The 16217-nt window shown below is 66.7% G+C and carries 13 protein-coding genes; 4 read left to right on the top strand and 9 right to left on the bottom strand.

The genetic code is table 11. The annotated features are described in order from the left end of the window. Nucleotides 1-105: 105 nt before the first annotated feature. The 3 genes from GY170_RS02695 to GY170_RS02685 all read left to right on the top strand — a co-directional run bounded on the left by GY170_RS02695 (nt 106) and on the right by GY170_RS02685 (nt 7383). Entirely contained in the window at nt 106-2031 is a 1926-nt protein-coding gene (locus GY170_RS02695) for a DNA methyltransferase (protein ID WP_163889724.1), read from the top strand. Then, complete coding sequence (locus tag GY170_RS02690) at nt 2028-4661, top strand: DEAD/DEAH box helicase family protein (RefSeq protein WP_163889722.1); 2634 nt, start codon at nt 2028-2030, stop codon at nt 4659-4661. The genes GY170_RS02695 and GY170_RS02690 overlap by 4 nt, the downstream gene beginning before the upstream one ends. A gap of 409 nt (nt 4662-5070) precedes the next feature. After that, entirely contained in the window at nt 5071-7383 is a 2313-nt protein-coding gene (locus GY170_RS02685) for an FdhF/YdeP family oxidoreductase (protein ID WP_163889720.1), read from the top strand. On the opposite strand, the gene GY170_RS02680 is transcribed toward GY170_RS02685, so the two are convergent. Next, nucleotides 7380-8195 (bottom strand): 4'-phosphopantetheinyl transferase family protein, encoded by an 816-nt coding sequence (locus tag GY170_RS02680; protein WP_167803283.1) that lies wholly within the window; start codon nt 8193-8195, stop codon nt 7380-7382. The two genes, GY170_RS02685 and GY170_RS02680, sit on opposite strands and share 4 nt — an antisense overlap. Before the next feature lie 77 nt (nt 8196-8272). Further along, nucleotides 8273-8890 carry a hypothetical protein gene (locus tag GY170_RS18335; RefSeq protein WP_203531145.1) on the bottom strand — a complete coding sequence of 206 codons (618 nt, stop codon included), beginning with the start codon at nt 8888-8890 and terminating at the stop codon, nt 8273-8275. Here GY170_RS18335 and GY170_RS02670 point away from each other — a divergent pair. Next, nucleotides 8889-10520: an alpha-amylase family protein gene (locus tag GY170_RS02670; protein ID WP_163889716.1), complete on the top strand. Its 1632-nt coding sequence runs from the start codon at nt 8889-8891 to the stop codon at nt 10518-10520. The genes GY170_RS18335 and GY170_RS02670 overlap by 2 nt on opposite strands. 4 nt (nt 10521-10524) lie before the next feature. On the opposite strand, the gene GY170_RS02665 is transcribed toward GY170_RS02670, so the two are convergent. The 7 genes from GY170_RS02665 to GY170_RS02635 all read right to left on the bottom strand — a co-directional run bounded on the left by GY170_RS02665 (nt 10525) and on the right by GY170_RS02635 (nt 16185). Beyond that, nucleotides 10525-11709, bottom strand: a complete 1185-nt coding sequence (locus tag GY170_RS02665; protein WP_163889714.1) for an oligosaccharide repeat unit polymerase — start codon at nt 11707-11709, stop codon at nt 10525-10527. Next, nucleotides 11706-12509: a glycosyltransferase family 2 protein gene (locus GY170_RS02660; protein WP_163889713.1), complete on the bottom strand. Its 804-nt coding sequence runs from the start codon at nt 12507-12509 to the stop codon at nt 11706-11708. The genes GY170_RS02665 and GY170_RS02660 overlap by 4 nt, the downstream gene beginning before the upstream one ends. Nucleotides 12510-12512: 3 nt before the next feature. Continuing rightward, nucleotides 12513-13118, bottom strand: coding sequence for a hypothetical protein (locus tag GY170_RS02655; RefSeq protein WP_163889711.1), 606 nt, complete (start codon nt 13116-13118; stop codon nt 12513-12515). Continuing rightward, on the bottom strand, nt 13115-13735 hold the full coding sequence (locus GY170_RS02650; RefSeq protein WP_163889709.1) for an HAD family hydrolase: 621 nt from the start codon (nt 13733-13735) through the stop codon (nt 13115-13117). Before GY170_RS02650 ends, GY170_RS02655 begins: the two co-directional genes overlap by 4 nt. Continuing rightward, nucleotides 13722-14315, bottom strand: a complete 594-nt coding sequence (locus GY170_RS02645) for a phosphoribosyltransferase (protein WP_163889707.1) — start codon at nt 14313-14315, stop codon at nt 13722-13724. The genes GY170_RS02650 and GY170_RS02645 overlap by 14 nt, the downstream gene beginning before the upstream one ends. A 29-nt stretch (nt 14316-14344) precedes the next feature. Then, on the bottom strand, nt 14345-14857 hold the full coding sequence (locus tag GY170_RS02640) for an acyltransferase (protein ID WP_163889705.1): 513 nt from the start codon (nt 14855-14857) through the stop codon (nt 14345-14347). A gap of 65 nt (nt 14858-14922) precedes the next feature. Next, on the bottom strand, nt 14923-16185 hold the full coding sequence (locus GY170_RS02635) for a lipopolysaccharide biosynthesis protein (RefSeq protein ID WP_163889703.1): 1263 nt from the start codon (nt 16183-16185) through the stop codon (nt 14923-14925). Between the last annotated feature and the right edge of the window lie 32 nt (nt 16186-16217).

Raw genomic sequence — 16217 nt, 5'->3', positions numbered from 1 at the left:
GAGTCCGGAAGCACGCTCTGGTTCGTGTCGCGACGAAGTCGTTGTGAAGCTGTCGAGATTCCGCGATGTTGCGGAAAAAACTGAGATTCCCGCCAAAGGACAGAGATGACCTCCCTGCTTACCGAACTGAAAGTCGCCCTCGCTGGCCTCCCCGACCTTCTGAATGAAAGCGGGGAACTCATCCGATCGCGTGTTGAGGATCGTGCGCTGAACATGCAGCCGGACCTTCTGGCCGTGCTGGCAGGCAATGACAGCCTCCGAGAAGCCTTCTTCGAGGACGTGGGAGGAACGCTCGTGTTCGACAAGGTGCGGTTCATGCAGACCGTGACCATGCGAGACTTCTTGCCTGACAGCTTCACCGCCTTCGGCAACAAGATCGGGCTGTCAGTGGCCGGCGAGGCGCTCCGCAAGGGTCGCGAGGTGGTTCTCGACTGGCCCTACAAGGATTGCGTTCTGGCCGGAGGTATGACGCGCGAGGATCGCGGCGGCTCGGAGCGGTTTGTGAACCGCATAGTAGCCCCGGATGAGGTAATCCGGCTGGAGGAACCAAAGGCGATCCGGGGATGGGAGCGCTGGGATGCCGATGCCGTGGCAGCAGGTAAGCCGGCCGAGGTGAACGAAATCACGGGCAATGAGAACCTCCTCATCAAGGGCAACAACCTTCTCGCTCTGCATTCATTGCAAAATCGCTTTGCCGGTGCTGTGGACTGTATCTACATCGACCCTCCGTATAATACTGGATCGGCAGAAGATCCCTTCAGCTACAACAACAGGTTCAAGCGATCGACATGGCTGACGTTCATGAAGAATCGCTTGGAGGCCTCAAAAAAGCTACTGAAACATGATGGCGCATTGATAATCGCGATAGATGAAAATGAGCTTTTCTATCTTGGCGCCTTAGTTGAAGAGATATTTACCGGATACGACGTTCACTGCATAACCGTTGTTCACAATCCTCGCGGAGTGCAGGGGACCAATTTTTCCTATACAAACGAGTTTGCCCTATTCGTTCTGCCGAGCGGAGAAAAAATGATAAATCGGCAACCTTGCTCGGAGGAGGAAGTTGACTGGTCTCCGCTCCGAAACTGGGGCGGCGAATCTGAGCGTCATCATGCGAAAAACTGTTTCTATCCAATTTTGGTTAAGGATGGCAAGATTGTCGGAGTGGGAGAGCGGACACCCGATGATGAGCACCCCCGCAATTTCGTGGACGAAGCCGGAGTTCACCACATCTATCCTATCGACCGAAACGACGTTGAGAGGAAATGGCGTTACTCAATTGAGGGCATTAAAGACATAATGGACGTCATCCGCCCGGTAAAATCCGGCGACACGTATGACATTCAAATCGGAAAGAACGACCGACCTGTGAAGACGGTCTGGACCGACACGAAATACGACTCGAACGCCTATGGCAAGCAGCTCTTAGCCGAAATGGTCCCAGACACCACCTTCAGCTTTCCGAAGTCGCTCTGGACTGTCTACGATTGTTTGCATGCGATTACAGCTAATCGTCCTTCTGCTCTCATACTCGACTTCTTTGCGGGAAGCGGCACAACAGGACATGCTACCGTGGAAATGAATCGCCGGCTCGGTGGGAACCGCCGCTTTATTTTGGTCGAGCAGATGGATTACGTCCGGGGAACGACCTTGGAACGAGTAAAGAAGGTGCTCTCCGAACCAGAAGATCAAGAAGATGACTCGAGAGCACTGCTCTATGCCGAAATTGCATCGGAGGGACAGGACTTCGTCGCGAGGCTCGACGCAGCGGAGGACGAGGCACTCGACGGCTTGCGTGACGAGCTGACGGGGGCCCCCTTCCTCCGACATGACATCGAGCCAGGCGGATTGACATCGCCCGACTGGTCCGAACTGTCCCCGACTGTGAAGCGCCGCACACTGCGCGAGGCGGTGGCCGCTGACCATCTCTACGTCAACGTTGGCGACATGGACGACGAGATGCACGGCCTGAGCGAGCGCGACCGCAAGCTAACCCGCACCTTCTACAACATGCCGGAGGCCGCTGAATGATCCTCCATGAGAAGCTGGCCGAATACGAGAAGGACGGAATGCTCGAGGTCGACGTTCCGAGCCATGTCGCCGACAACCTTTCACCAGGTATTGGCCTGCGTCCGTATCAGCGACAGGCGATCTCGCGCTTCGTATGGAAGATGTCACGCGAACGCACAGGGCCGGAGCACCTTCTGTTTCACATGGCGACCGGTTCCGGGAAGACAGTCATCATGGCCTCCGCCATGCTACACCTCTGGACGCAAGGCTATCGCAACTTCCTCTTCTTCGTGAATTCGTCCCAGATCGTCGAGAAGACGAAGGCGAATTTCATCAACTCGGCTTCCAGCAAGTATCTCTTCGCACCGGCTGTGCGAATGGGTGATGACAACATTCCTGTGCAGGATGTGACCAACTTCGACGCCGCCGTTCCGGATGCGATCAATATCGTCTTTACAACGATCCAGGGACTGCACACGGTCCTGAACAACCCCAAGGAAAACGGCCTGACATTCGAGGATTTCGAAGAGCGCCGGGTCGTCATGATCTCCGACGAAGCTCACCACATCAACGCCTTGACGAAGAGCCGACTGACCCAGACCGAGGAAGAGGAAGAGAAGAGCTGGGAGCATACGGTCCGCAAGGTCCTTCGCCAGCACCCGGAGAACGTCCTGCTGGAGTTCAGTGCCACTGTGGACATGGACCACTCCGGCATCGCAGCCAAGTATTCCGACAAGATGATCATCGATTACCCCCTCCGTTCCTTCCGGGCGGACGGGTATTCCAAAGACATCGAGCTGCGACAGGCTGAAGTTTCTGTCGAAGACCGAATGCTCCAGGCCATCGTGCTCAGCGAATACCGGCGTGCACTTGCGCGAGATCTCCTGGGCGAAGACTGGAAGCCGGTGGTGCTGATGAAGTCAGCGACCATAAAGGAGTCGAAGGTCAATCAGGAAACCTTCCGAGACTTGATTGATCATCTGCAAGCTGATCGCTTGCAAGAGCTCTACACGTCAGCCACAGGAGCCGATCCGGTTGATCAAACACTGATCAACGCCTTCGATGCGCTTGCCCCGGCTGACACCTACGAAAATTTGGTTCTCGCTCTTCGATCGCAGTTCAGCGAGGCGCGAACGACGAACGTGAACGAACCGGACGACCTCGGGAGACAGCAGATCCTGCTGAACAGCCTGGAGGACCCTGGCAATCCGATCCGGTGCATCTTCGCGGTGAACAAGCTGGATGAAGGCTGGGACGTTCTCAACCTATTCGACGTGGTGAGGCTGAGCGAGAAAGCGGGCTCTGGCAAGAAACCGTCCGAGACGACGATGCGCGAGGCACAGCTGATAGGCCGTGGTGCACGCTACTTTCCATTCGCTGACCCCGAGGATGACGAGAAGCCTGCCGGGCTGCGCAAGTATGACGATGATCATGGCTCTCAGCTGCGACTGCTGGAGCAGATGCATTATCATTGCACCCACGAGCTAAAATACGTCTCCGACCTGAAGAAGGCCCTCGTCATCACAGGCGCGTTGACCGAAGGCGAAAAGGTCGTCGAGCTGAAGGTGAAGCAAAGCTTCAAGGACACTGAAGTATTTCAGGGCTACTGCCTTTGGGCGAACAAGCGCGTGCCGGTCGACAAGGCGACGCGAAGTGTGAGCGACGTTCTCTCCGAACGCACGTTCTTCGTTGATCTGCCCTCTGGCTATTCCGGGCGAGCCATGGAGACAGGGGCGTTTGACGCCGAGGGTGACGCCAAGGGACCAGTTTTGGACGCATCCGCAGCAGAGGACGAGCTCAAACTTTCCGAAATTGGCTATCCGGTGCTGCGTCGAGCTTGTGACGAGATCGAAAGCTTCAGACTGGCCGAGCTTCGGCAGGCATTCCCGAAACTCCAGTCACTTAGGAGGTTCCTTCTTGACGCCGACGGCTTGGGAGAACTCAAGATCACTGTTAGGGGCCCACAGGAGCGACTGAGCCGTCTATCGCCCTCAGATGCGCTGCATGTAGCCAGAGCGGTTCTATCTGCCATTGCCAACGATGTGCGTCGCGCACAAGCTACGCACCAAGGGTCGAAGGAGTTCTTCCCGAAGCGCATCTCCGGAATCTTAAAGGATCGTGTCCTGAAGCTCTCCGTTCCAGGAGAAACGATGAAGTCTTGGCAGGAGTCCGACGTCGCGTCGACTCGCGGCGTCAATCTGGCCAACGCGGATTGGCACGTCTTCGACGATTGCTATGGCACAAGCGAGGAAAAGGAGTTTGTCGCCTTCATCGCCAGCATGCAGAGCGATATCGCCAAGGCCTTCGATGAGTTTTTCGTCATTCGCAACGAGAAGATGATCAAGCTGCACGAGATCGGCGGCGACAGGGCAACCGAGCCAGACTACATCCTGCTCATGCGTCGAAAAGGGAGCGCTCCCCTCTGCCGGCAGGTTTTCATTGAACCCAAGGGAGATCGAGGCTGGGACAGCGAGGCTTGGAAGAGCAAGTTCTTGGAGGCCATCGGTTGGGATGCCGACAATGGTGGAGATCTTGCGGCGCCAGAGCCCCACGAAATCCGGGGGCTGCCATTCTTCGGTGCGGAACCGACGCGGCGAAAGGCCTTCAAAGACGCTTTCGAGGTTCAGCTCGCAGTGTCAGAAACCAGCTGATTCTCGTATTCTTCGACCGGCGAGCTTCCGCCGCGAATGCGGTGCTTATGGCGGCCTATGTGCAACTTCACGGCCGTCTTCGACGCCCTCAGGCCTAAGCTGGAGAAGGAACCGGCGGGCAGAGAAGCAGTCCTTGCCTTGCAGAGACCGTGGGACACGCTGCCGCTAAGCCGTTGTTTCCCATAGGCCGACTTGGCGGGCAGCGTGGGACACCTCGCCCCTTATTTCTTGGGCTTTCTGCGCACGTGTGAATCCCCTACGGGCTGCCACTGGTTTTCCCCTGACAATCGCTCCCACACCCCATCCGCAGCACTCGCTGCGCGGCTCGCGCCATCACGTTCTCTCGGCCGCCGGAACAGAACCCTCCCGCTCCCGTTGATGCTCCGTCCCCTTCCGACGGAGCTGCCCCATGGCCGACGATCTTCCCCGCACCCCTGCCCCCCGCCATTCTCCCGTCGGCCATGACGCGGGCACCCCGGAATATGGCGGCCCCACCGGGGGCTGGGGCTCGCTGGAGGGGATCGCCAAGGCACTGGGGGAAGCGCAGCCGTCGCCCGATGCGCTGCGAACGCTCTGGCGTCAGAACAAGACCAAGGGGGTCATGTGCACCTCCTGCGCCTGGGCCAAGCCCGCGCAGCCCCACCTCTTCGAATTCTGCGAGAACGGCGCCAAGGCCACCGTCTGGGAGATGACGCGCAAGCGCGTCGGGCCGGAGTTCTTCGCCAAACACTCCGCCGAGGAGCTGAAGACATGGCCCGATCATGATCTCGAGGCCGCCGGCCGCCTGACCCACCCGATGCGATTCAACCACGCCACGGGGCACTGGGAGGAGACGACGTGGCCCGAGGCCTATGCCGAGATTGGGCGCGAGCTGACGGAGATCGGGCCGGAGGCGAGCGTCTTCTACTCCTCCGGCCATGCGGGGCTGGAGACGTCGTACCTCTACGCCCTCTTCGCGCGTGCCTTCGGGCACATGAACCTGCCGCAGAGCAGCAACATGTGCCACGAGACGACCTCGGTGAACCTCGCCAGCACCATCGGCGTGCCCGTCGGCACCTGCACGCTCGACGATTTCGAGCATTGCGACGCCATCTTCTTCTTCGGCCAGAACACCGGCTCCAACTCGCCGCGCTTCCTGCACCAGCTGCAGGCGGCGGTGGAGCGAGGCTGCCGGATCGTCACCTTCAACCCGGTGCGCGAGCGCGGGCTGATCGAATTCGCCAGCCCGCAGAACGCCAAGCAGATGACGGTGGGGCCGACGACGAAGATCTCCGAGGCGTTCTACCAGGTCCGCCCCGGGGGGGACGTCGCTGTCCTCGCGGGCATGATGAAGCGCATCTTCGCGGCGGAGGCGGAGCGGCCCGGCGAGGTGCTCGATCACGCCTTCATCGCCGAGCACACGGAGGGGCTGGAGGAGATGCAGGCCGCCGTCGAGGCGGCGCCGTGGGAGGAGATCGAGCGCGAGTCGGGGCTGACGCGGGCGATGATCGAGGACGCGGCGGAGGTGTACCTCTCCGCCAGGAACGTCATCGGCATCTACGGGATGGGCCTGACGCAGCACGTGAACGGCTGGCTGAACCTCGGGATGCTCGTGAACCTGCTTCTGCTGCGCGGCAACATCGGCCGGCGCGGTGCCGGCATCTCCCCCGTGCGCGGGCATTCCAACGTGCAGGGCCAGAGGACGGTGGGCATCGGCGAGAAGCCCAAGCACATGCCGGCGGAGAAGCTCGAAGAGCTCTTCGGCATCGACGTGCCGACCGAGGAGGGGATGAACGTCGTCGCCGCCAGCCAGGGTATCCTCGATGGCAAGGTGAAGGCGCTGATTTCCCTCGGCGGCAACCTTGTGCGGGCCCTGCCCGACAGGGAGCGGATGGAGGGCGCCTTCCCGACGCTACGCCTCTCCGTCTCCATCGCCACCAAGCTCAATCGCTCGCACCTCGTGCCCGGCGAGGTCTCCTATCTCCTGCCCTGCCTCGGGCGGACGGACGAGGATATCCAGGCGAGCGGGCCGCAGGCCGTCTCCATGGAGGACAGCCTCAGCCACATCTACGGCTCCATCGGCCACGGCACGCCGCCGTCGGAGCATCTGCGCTCCGAGCTGGCCATCGTGGCGGGGATCGCGAAGGAGACGCTGCCGGAGAGCCCGCGCCTGCGGTGGGACGAGTGGACGGCCGATTACGGGCTGGTGCGCGACCTGATCGCCGAGACCTTCCCCGAGGCCTTCCACGACTTCAACGATCGCCTCTTCACACCCGGCGGCTTCTACCGGGGCAACGCGGCGCGCGAGCGCAAGTGGAACACCGAGACCGGCAAGGCGACCTTCACGGCGCCGACGATGCTCTCCGCGCTGGGGGAGAACACCACCGGCGACGAGCGGATGACGCTGATCACCCTGCGCTCGAACGATCAGTTCAACACCACGATCTACGGCTATTCCGACCGGCTGCGCGGGCTGAAGGGCGACCGGATGGTGCTGCTTCTCAACCAGGACGAGATCGAGCGGCTCGGCCTCACCGAGGGGCAGCGGGTGGCGCTCGTCTGCGCGCTGGACGACGGCGTGATCCGGCGGGTGGAGGGGCTGGCGGTGACGCCCTACGACCTGCCGCCGGGCTGTGTCGCCGGCTACTACCCGGAGCTGAACCCGCTGGTGCCGCTGAGCTACCACGAGAAGAACTCGCAAACGCCGGCCTACAAGGGCACGCCGGTGCGGCTGGAGGTCTAGCCGATCCCCACCAGCGCCACGGCCAGCGTGCCGACGCGGGCATGGGCGAAGGGCAGCGCCCGCGCGCCGTGCAGCGGCATGGCGCCGAGGGAGAGCATGATGCGGGGCGGCGCGAAGGTCACCCGCGCGTCGGAGAAGCCGACGAAGTGGCGGTTGACGGGCCAGTAGGCCTTGAAGGCGGCCTCCTTGGCGGCGAAGCGCAGCGTGTCGGGCTCGAGCCCCGTGGGGACGAGGCTCGCCGCCTCCTCGGGGCGCATCCCCTCCCCCGCGGCGCGGATCGTCTCGGCGATCTCCTCCGTCACCCGCCCGTTCCGCTCGATATCGAGGCCCAGCGCCCGGCCGGGGGCGGCGGGGCCCACGATGGCGGCGGCCCAACCCTCGGCATGGGTGATCGATCCGATGATGCCCACGGGCCAGACGGGCGCGCGGTGCCGGCCGACGGGGATGGAGAAGGGGCCGACGCCGAGCCGCGCCATCGCCTTGCGCGCCGCGGTGCGCCCGGCGCCAAACTCCGCCCGCCGCGAGGCGACGGCGCGGGCGACGAAGCTCGTCTCCTCGGGCAGCAGAGGCTCGGCGGCGGCGATGGGGACGGCGGCGACAGCGGCCCAGGGCGGGGCGAGGGAGGAGAGGACCTCCTCCAGCTCCTGCACGCAGACGCCACCGACAGACTCGCTCTCGTCACCGGCGATGTCGGCCGGCAGGACGCCGCCGCTGCGGCCGGCGGGGCCAGCGCCATTGGCCGCGTCCTCGCCCGGGGGCAGAGGCTCGCGGCCGTAGGGCTCCCAGCCCGGCAGATCCGTCCTGGCGCCCATGGCGCCGCTTCCGGCCATGTCTTGTGGCATTTCTTTTCCCATTCCCCCCGGCGTTTTAGGGCAAAGGGGCTGGCTTGTCATCGCCCCGCGGCGCTGGGGGCGGTATCTGCGGCAATCTCACCCAGGTGTCCGGTGGCGTGCCAGCCGTCGCCGAGCACCAGCGCCTCGTCCGCCGGCCGCCCCTCCGGCCGGGCGAGGGCCGGCTGGCCGATCAGCTCCGCCGGGATGGTCACCGCCATGCGCAGCGCCGCCTCGGGCGCCAGCCCGATCACGCCGATCAGCCGGGCGAGGCTCTCGGCGATAGTGACATGGGCGCCGGCGAGAGAGCCCTCGAGGTTGACCAGTTGCCCCTCCTGCACGCGGATCTCCGCACCGTAGAGGGAGAAGCGCTCCGGTCCGCCGATGGCGGGCATGGCGCCGGAGACGCGGAACGTCCGGTCCGCCACCGGGCGGGCACGCAGGGCGAGGGCGACCATCTCGTCGGCGACATGCACGCCGTCGACGATGATCCCCGCATGGGCGGTGGAGTTGATCGCGACGTCGACGAACCACGGCGCATGAGGGGCGTGCGGGACGGTGGGCGGGGCGATTGCCGCAGGCGAGCGCCGCCCCCGTCCCGCGACACCGTGACCGCTGGCCCACCCCTTCCGCCGCCCTACCTGCGCTAGGACCGCCTCCCGGGAGCCTGCCGCCATGATCGACCTCTGGTACAAGAACGCCGTCATCTACTGCCTCGACATCGAGACCTTCCGCGATGGCAACGGCGACGGGGTCGGCGACTTCTCCGGCGCCATCGAGACGCTCGACTACCTCGAGGCGCTGGGCGTCAACGTCATCTGGCTCAACCCCTTCTACCCCACGCCCAATCGCGACAACGGCTACGACATCTCCGATTTCTACGGCGTCGACACCCGCCTTGGCCATCTGGGCGACTTCGTGGAGTTCATGCAGGGCGCCCGAAACCGTGGCATCCGGGTGATCATCGACCTCGTCGTCAACCACACCTCCATCGACCATCCGTGGTTCCAGTCCGCCTGCGAGAGCGCGACCTCCCCCTACCGCGACTGGTACGTCTGGTCGAAGGAGAAGCCCAAGGACATCTCCGAAGGCATCATCTTCCCCGGCGTGCAGGATGCCGTCTGGACCTACTCGCGCAAGGCGCAGGCGTGGTACATGCACCGCTTCTACGCCCATCAGGCCGATCTCAACATCGCCAACCCCAAGGTCCGCGAGGAGATCCTCAAGATCATGGGCTTCTGGCTGGCGCTCGGCGTCTCGGGCTTCCGCATCGATGCCGTGCCCTTCCTCGTGGAGTTCAAGGGCCTCAAGGAAGAGCCCGACCGTGATCCCCTGCTCCTCCTCTCCGAGATGCGCGACTTCCTCGACTGGCGCTCGCAAGGCGCCGTGATGCTGGCCGAGGCGAACGTGCCGCGCGAGACGGCGCCCGATTACTTCGGCGGGCGGGTGCACGATGCCGACGAGCGGATGCACATGCTCTTCGACTTCCCGCTCAACCAGGACATGTGGCTCGGCTTCGTGCGCAAGAGCGCCGCCCCCGTCATCGAGGCGCTGAAGAGCCGGCCCCCCGAGCTGCCCGATGGCGGGCAATGGGCGACCTTTCTGCGCAACCACGACGAGCTCAGCCTCGACAAGCTGACCAAGGAAGAGCAGCAGGAGGCCTTCGCGGCGCTGGCCCCCGAGGAGGGGATGAAGATCTACGGCCGCGGCGTCCGCCGCCGGCTGGCGCCGATGCTGGGCGGCGACACGGCCCGCGTCGCGCTGGCGCAGGCGCTGCTCTTCGGCCTGCCGGGCACCCCGGTGCTCTGGTACGGCGACGAGATCGGCATGGGCGAGGACCTCTCCCTCGATGAGCGCTGGTCCGTCCGCACCCCCATGCAATGGTCCGGCGAGCCGAACGGCGGCTTCTCCGCCGCCGAGGGCGAGCTGCCCGTACCCGTCATCTCCAGCGGCGCCTATGGCTACCGGACGATCAACGTCGAGGAGCAGGAGCGCACGCCCCGCTCGCTGCTGCGCCGCGTGCAGGGCATGGTCCGCGCCCGCCGCTGCTGCCCGGAGATCGGCGCCGGCCAGTGGAGCCTCATCGAAGGCCTGCCCGAGACCGTCCTCGGCCTCGACTACCGGCTGGGTCAGCGGCGCCTCCTCGTCCTCGCCAATTTCGGCGAGGGCGCGGTGGAGCTGTCGCTGGAGCCGGGGCGCGCCAAGGTGGAGCTGGCGGCCGACGATCAGGCCGGCCCGACCATCGAGCTCGAAGGGCTGATCATGGCCCCGCACGACTACCTCTGGCTGCGCCCCCGCGCCGTCTGAGCCCTCAGCCGAAGCGCCGCAGGACCACCGGGTAGCGCACCATCAGCAAGAAGAGCGCCTGCCCCACGTAGTTGAGGTTGGAAAAGCTGTTGGAGAACACTGTCAGCAGCGCCCCCGTCAGCAAAGCCGCGTAGGTCGCCGTCCCCAGCTCGCCCCGGAAACGGCAATAGGCGAAGGTGGTCAGGAAGCCGATGACGGCGGCGAAGCCCACGATGCCGGGGATGCCGAGGTCGAGGTAGGCGGGGTTGAACCCGGTGGAGACGTTGAACATCGGGCTCTGCAGCCAGTACCGCTCCTCCGCAGCCGCCTGGAAGCGACCCGCCGCCGCCTCCACCGGCGCCGCGGCGAGCCGGCTGAGGGCGCTCGGCACGATCGGGCCGAGCGTGCGCTGCAGGTCGGTGTTCTGCTCGGCGGGGAACTCGCGGGTCGTGAAGCTGAGGTTGTCGATCGGCGTCGTCAGGTAGAGATAGACCCACTTCACCCCGGTATCGCCGGGGAATACGAACTCCTCCGCGAAGCCGCCGAACCGCTCGATCACCTCCGTCCGCCCGCGCAGGTCTCCGAAGGCCCCGAAGGCATAGACGAAGGCGGGCAGCGCCAGCGCCCCCGCGAGGATCGTGCGCAGGCGCAGCGGCCGGCTGTAGAAGAAGATCACCGCGTATTGCAGGAAGCAGACAGTGAACATTTTCCGGTGCACGAAGGCCGCCGCGTAGATCAGCGGCAAAAGCGCGAGGATCAGCGCCAACCGGCTGCCGGTGAAGCAATGCACGGCGAAGAAGAAGGAGCCCAGCGCGCAGAGCCCGGCAATGACCAGCCCGTGCACGCTGGGGATGCCGAAGTCGAAATGGCTGATCTGCCGCCCCTGAAGGAGCGCCACCGCCGGCACGAACCCCTCGATGGCCGCCTCCGCCGCCGCGAGCGCGAGGAGCGCGCAGAGCAGCCCGACCGCCCCCCGCCATTGCCGGCGGGAGAGCCTGCGGCGCAGGCGCAACGCCACCTTCTGCGCGAAGAGCAGCGAGCCGGCGGCGCCGATGAGGTAACCGCCGAGGATGACGAAGAGCAGCCGCTGGATCTCCTCCGACGGTGCCGCGAGGCGGCTGCTCAGCCGCAGCTCGAAGAGCAGCGCGATCATCGCCCATGTGGCGATGAACACCGCCGGCGGGTTGAACAGAAGGCTCTTGCGCCTCATGCGCCCGCCCGGCCCAGCGCCCCGGCAAGCCGGCGCAGCCACAAATCCGCCCGCGCCCGCCAGAGCGCCCCTCCCGCCCGGGCATAGAGCCCGGCATGGGCGTCGAGCAGCCGGCGCCGCGCAGCGAGGCCGGCGGCATGGTCGCGGGTGACGGAGTTGGGGGAGAGCGCCACGTGCACCAGCGGCTCGGGCACGTAGGCCCAGGGCGCCTCACCTGCGAGGCGGAGCGCCAGATCCCAGTCCTGGAAGCGGCGGAGCGCCGGGTCGAACCCGCCGGCGCGGGCGAAGGCGGCGCGGGAGACGAGCAGCGTCTGCGTGCTGATCGGGTTCGCCGTCAGCGCCCGCGCCTCGCGCAGCGGCTCTTCGAGGAGGAGCGACGCCCCCCTCCGCCGCGCCAGCGCCTCCGGCATCAGGCGGAGCCGCCGGCGCGCCGGGTCGAAGAGGCTGAAGGCGGAGAAGATCACCTCCGGCGCCGCCGCCGCATGGCGCTCGCGCGCCGCCGCCAGCCTCTCCAGCTTGTGGGGCAGCCAGACATCGTCGCTGTCGTGGAAGGCGATCCAGTCGCCCCGCGCCGCCGCCACGCCGGCATTGCGCGCCGCGCCGCCGCCGGCATTGCCCTGCCGGATGTAGCGCAGCCCCGGCAGGCCGAGCCGCGCCACCACCGCCTCCGTGCCGTCGGTGGAGCCGTCATCGACGAGGATGATCTCCTCCGGTGGCCGCGTCTGGTGCGCAGCGGAGAGGAGGGCGGAGGGCAGGCTGCCGGCGCGGTTGTAGCTGGGAATGACGACCGAGATGCGCATGGCTCACGGCACCAGAAGGCGAAGCTGATGGCGCAGGCCCCGCCCCAGCCGGCGCGGCGGGGTGGCGTTGTGCCGCTCGCCCCAGGCGTCGCGAGCCGCCTGCGGCACCTCCCCCGCGCCGATCCATTCGGCGACGCGGGCGAAGCCGGCCTCCGCCTCCGCCAGATCGACCACCATCGCGTGACGCTGGCTGGCGAGGAAGAGCGAGACGGTGCTGTCCACCCAGTCGGCATAGTCGCGGCAGGCCGCCGTCACCTCCCCCCGGCGGGTGCGCGGGCGCATCCGCACGCCTTGCGTGAAGGCCCGGGGGATGGAGACGGTGAGATGCCAGCGCCGCGCGTAGCTCGCCGCGATTTCCGCCGGCTCGCGCCGCAGGTAGACGTAGTGGGCGCGCGGGCCGAACCGGGCCTCGAGCTGCGGCAGGAAGAAGACCAGCCGGTTGTCCGCCTCGATATGCCGGTCCGGGTAGTCCAGCCGCTCGGCCAGATGCGCCTCCGCCCGGCTCTCGTGCCCGGCGGTGAAGCCCGGCAGGGCGGCGGCGGCGCGGGCGAAGGTGGTCGTCCCCGTCCGCCCGGCGGAGAGGACGAAGACGTGCGAGGCGCGGCTCATGCCCGCGCCTCCAGCACCAGCGTCGGGGCGGGGGGCACCGGGCCGTACCAGAGGACATGCCGGGCGACGGCGCAGAGCGGCGCGTCATCGGCATGATCCGTCGCCAGCACGATGGACCGCCCGCGCCAGCCGCGCGCCGCCATCTGCGCCGCGACCGCCGCGCGCTTCGCCTCGCCCTTCGTCTCGACGAGGGTCCCGCCGGCGAGGCGGCTGGCGATGACGCCGCTCGTCCCCTGCCCCAGCGCCGCCGCGTAATCCTCCGGCGCGGCGGTGGCGAGGAGGCTCGGCACGCCCAGCGCCCGCGCCTCCGCCATTAGCTCCGTCAGCTCCGGCCGGAAGCGGGCGCGCAGGCCCGCGGCGAAGCGCGCCACGAGCGCCTCCGCCCGCCCCGGCGCGCGGGCGGAGAAATCGTCCCACCCGCGCATGACCTCCTGCTTCATCCGCGCATGGCTCCACCGCCCGGCCACCCGGCCCGCCACCGCCCGCAGCACCACCAGCTTCAGCCCCGCCGGCGCGCGCAGCAGCAGCTCCGCCAGCCAGCGGTGAAAGCTGTTGCCGGGCAGGAGCGTACCGTCGAGATCGAGGACCAAGAGGTCCCCCCGCTCAAGCCCGGGCATGGTAATCCTCCGACCAGAAGAACCGCACGAGGTTGCCGCAGGCGAAGGCCGCGTAATCGGGGCGCAGCACCGAGTGCGGCATCGTGTGGGCGATGGCGAAGGTGCGGATCTCGGCCCGCGGGAAGCGCTCGCCGAGGTAGGAGACGACATCCGTCATCGTCTCCCCGCTATCGACCGCGTCATCTATGACCAGGATGCGCCGCTCGTCGAAGTTGCCGGCGCCCAGCCCGTGCCCCTCCGGCTCGGCGTGGCGCCCGGTGTCGGCCCCGGCCGGCCTGCGCGCGTGGCGCCTGAAGCGGACGCGATGCTCCAGCCGGCGCATGCTGTCCGTCACCGTGTATGGCAGATGCGGCAGCACGGCGCCGAGCCGCAGCCCGCCCTTGATCTTCGTGCCGGGGCGCTGGCGATTGACGAGCGCCAGCCGGCCTTCGGGGAACTCCTCCATCGCCATGCGGGCGACGTGTTCGCCGCCCCGCCGGATGCCGACGACCAGCTGAGGAACGTAACCGTCGAGACGCACCCGGCGGGCGAGCCTGCGGGCCTCGGTCTCGAGGCCGGCCTTGGATAGGGTAATGACCATCACTCTTCACCATGTCACTGCTCACCCCGTCACCTGTCCCACCAGGAAGTTCGCTGCAGCGCCTGCCCGCCGGCGCCGCCAAAGGCCCCGGCGGCGTCGAGCGCCGCGTAATGTTCCGCGTTCCGCGTCTTGAGGGGCCTCGCCCGCGCCGCGCCGACGATGGCGCCCGGCGCCACCTGCCCCGCCACGACGGCGCCGGCGCCGATGATCGCGCCCTCGCCTATGCGGGCGCCGGGCAGCAGCGTCACGCCGACGCCGATCCAGACGTTGCGCCCGATGGCGACGGGCCGCTCCGCCAGCCGCTCGTCATAGGGGAGGCGATTGCCCTCGTAGACGTGGTTGATCGTGTAGACCGTCAGCCGGTGGCTGATATGGGCGTTCTCGCCGATCGCGAGGCCGCCCTCGGCGCGGATGAGGAAATCGGCCCCGATATGGACATTTCCCCCGATCTGCAGCCGATTGAGGCCGGTGATATATCCCGGGCCCGCCAGCGAAGGCGCTCCCGTATATCGCGCGATCTGCCCCGCCTGATATTCCGCCACGGCCCGCCGGCCAATGCGGCGGGCGAGATGCAGGAACGCCCCGACGGGCGCCAGAATCGTCCGTCTCAGCGCCGCAGGAGTCGCCAGTCGGGCCGGGCGAGGGCGGTCGGGTTGATGCCGAGAGTCCGCCAGGCCATCCACGCGGCGCCCGTATTCTGCAGACCGATCCAACACACGTAACCCCAACAAAACCCTACAAGACCGAACGCCCCCCCGAGGAGGAGGCACAAACCCGCCCCGCCTGATGCCGCCAAGGCCGACACCAGGTTGAACTGTCTCTGCCGGTCGAACATCACCAGCACGAAGCCCGCCGGCCCCGTGCCCGCATTCAGCCCGGCCGCAACACCGAGAATGGCCAGATACACACCTCCGCTTTCATAGGCCGCGCCGAAGAGCGACAGGATCAGCCGGCCGAAGACCAGCAATGCCGCCATTCCTGCGCCCCAGAAGAGGAGATTTCCCCACGCCGCCGTGGCGCAGATCGCGGTGAGCGTTTTGGTATCCGTCTCTCCTGTCTTTCCTTTCCTGAAGTCTCTCAGGTGAGTGGTTAAGACAAAGTTTACAGCGACAACGCTGAGTGAGAGAATCTGCACCACCTTTAACGCCGCGAAGAAATAGGCCGCGGCCTCGAGGCTCAGCGTCACCCCGGCGAGGAGGACGACGAGGTGCTGCGCCGCCGTCGACAGCAGCGACACGCCCATGAAGCCGGGCGCATGCCGCCAGAGCCGCCCCGCCTCCGCCACCCGCGGCGCGCGCAGCGGCCAGAGGGCGCTCAGCCGCGCCTGCAGGGCAGTGACGAGCAGCAGCGCCAGCGTCAGCAGCCCCAGCATCGCCGGCGCCGGCAACCCGCCCGCCAGCGCCGCCGCCAGCGCGGTGAGGAAGAAGGCGGCCCGCCAGGCGATCTCCCGCCAGACAAAGGCGCGCACCGGCCCGTCGAAGGCGCGCGCAGTGCTCTGCAGCACCTCCGAGAAGCCGTAGGTGAGCCCGAAGAGCAGAGCGGCGAGGGGCCCCGCCGCCGCCTCCCGCATTGCCAGCAGGAGCACCACGCCGCCCAGCACCCCTGCCGCCGCCAGCCCGCCGGCCAGCCTCCCCAGCCCATGGCGTGCCAGCGCCAGCCGGCCCGGGCCCGCGCCGCTCGTGTGGCGCACCAGCGAGAGGTTGAGCCCGGCCATGGCGGGGATGGAGATCAGCATTCCCGCGCTGAAGAGCGCTGCGAAGGCGCCGAAGGCCGCCACGCTGGAGGCGCTCGCCAGCGCCGCCAGCCCCAGCGCGTTCAGGCCGACCGCCAGCACCTTCAGGCCAAAGATGATCGCCACGTCGCGGCTCATGGCGCCCCTCAACTCGTACAAACCAGCGGGCC

This window comes from Pseudoroseicyclus tamaricis, from assembly GCF_012070395.1.
Taxonomy (GTDB): Bacteria; Pseudomonadota; Alphaproteobacteria; order Rhodobacterales; family Rhodobacteraceae; genus Pseudoroseicyclus_A; species Pseudoroseicyclus_A tamaricis.
Note: the sequence above shows the minus strand (reverse complement) of the source record. Positions and strands in the feature narration are given on the sequence as shown.

Bases quoted from the DNA above. Each gene is read 5' to 3' on its own strand.
- GY170_RS02695 (WP_163889724.1), top strand. From the start codon at position 106: ATGACCTCCCTGCTTACCGAACTGAAAGTCGCCCTCGCTGGCCTCCCC.
- GY170_RS02645 (WP_163889707.1), bottom strand. From the start codon at position 14,315: ATGGTCATTACCCTATCCAAGGCCGGCCTCGAGACCGAGGCCCGCAGG.
- GY170_RS02635 (WP_163889703.1), bottom strand. From the start codon at position 16,185: ATGAGCCGCGACGTGGCGATCATCTTTGGCCTGAAGGTGCTGGCGGTC.
- GY170_RS02670 (WP_163889716.1), top strand. From the start codon at position 8,889: ATGATCGACCTCTGGTACAAGAACGCCGTCATCTACTGCCTCGACATC.
- GY170_RS02665 (WP_163889714.1), bottom strand. From the start codon at position 11,709: ATGAGGCGCAAGAGCCTTCTGTTCAACCCGCCGGCGGTGTTCATCGCC.
- GY170_RS18335 (WP_203531145.1), bottom strand. From the start codon at position 8,890: ATGGCGGCAGGCTCCCGGGAGGCGGTCCTAGCGCAGGTAGGGCGGCGG.
- GY170_RS02660 (WP_163889713.1), bottom strand. From the start codon at position 12,509: ATGCGCATCTCGGTCGTCATTCCCAGCTACAACCGCGCCGGCAGCCTG.
- GY170_RS02690 (WP_163889722.1), top strand. From the start codon at position 2,028: ATGATCCTCCATGAGAAGCTGGCCGAATACGAGAAGGACGGAATGCTC.
- GY170_RS02680 (WP_167803283.1), bottom strand. From the start codon at position 8,195: ATGGGCGCCAGGACGGATCTGCCGGGCTGGGAGCCCTACGGCCGCGAG.
- GY170_RS02685 (WP_163889720.1), top strand. From the start codon at position 5,071: ATGGCCGACGATCTTCCCCGCACCCCTGCCCCCCGCCATTCTCCCGTC.
- GY170_RS02655 (WP_163889711.1), bottom strand. From the start codon at position 13,118: ATGAGCCGCGCCTCGCACGTCTTCGTCCTCTCCGCCGGGCGGACGGGG.
- GY170_RS02650 (WP_163889709.1), bottom strand. From the start codon at position 13,735: ATGCCCGGGCTTGAGCGGGGGGACCTCTTGGTCCTCGATCTCGACGGT.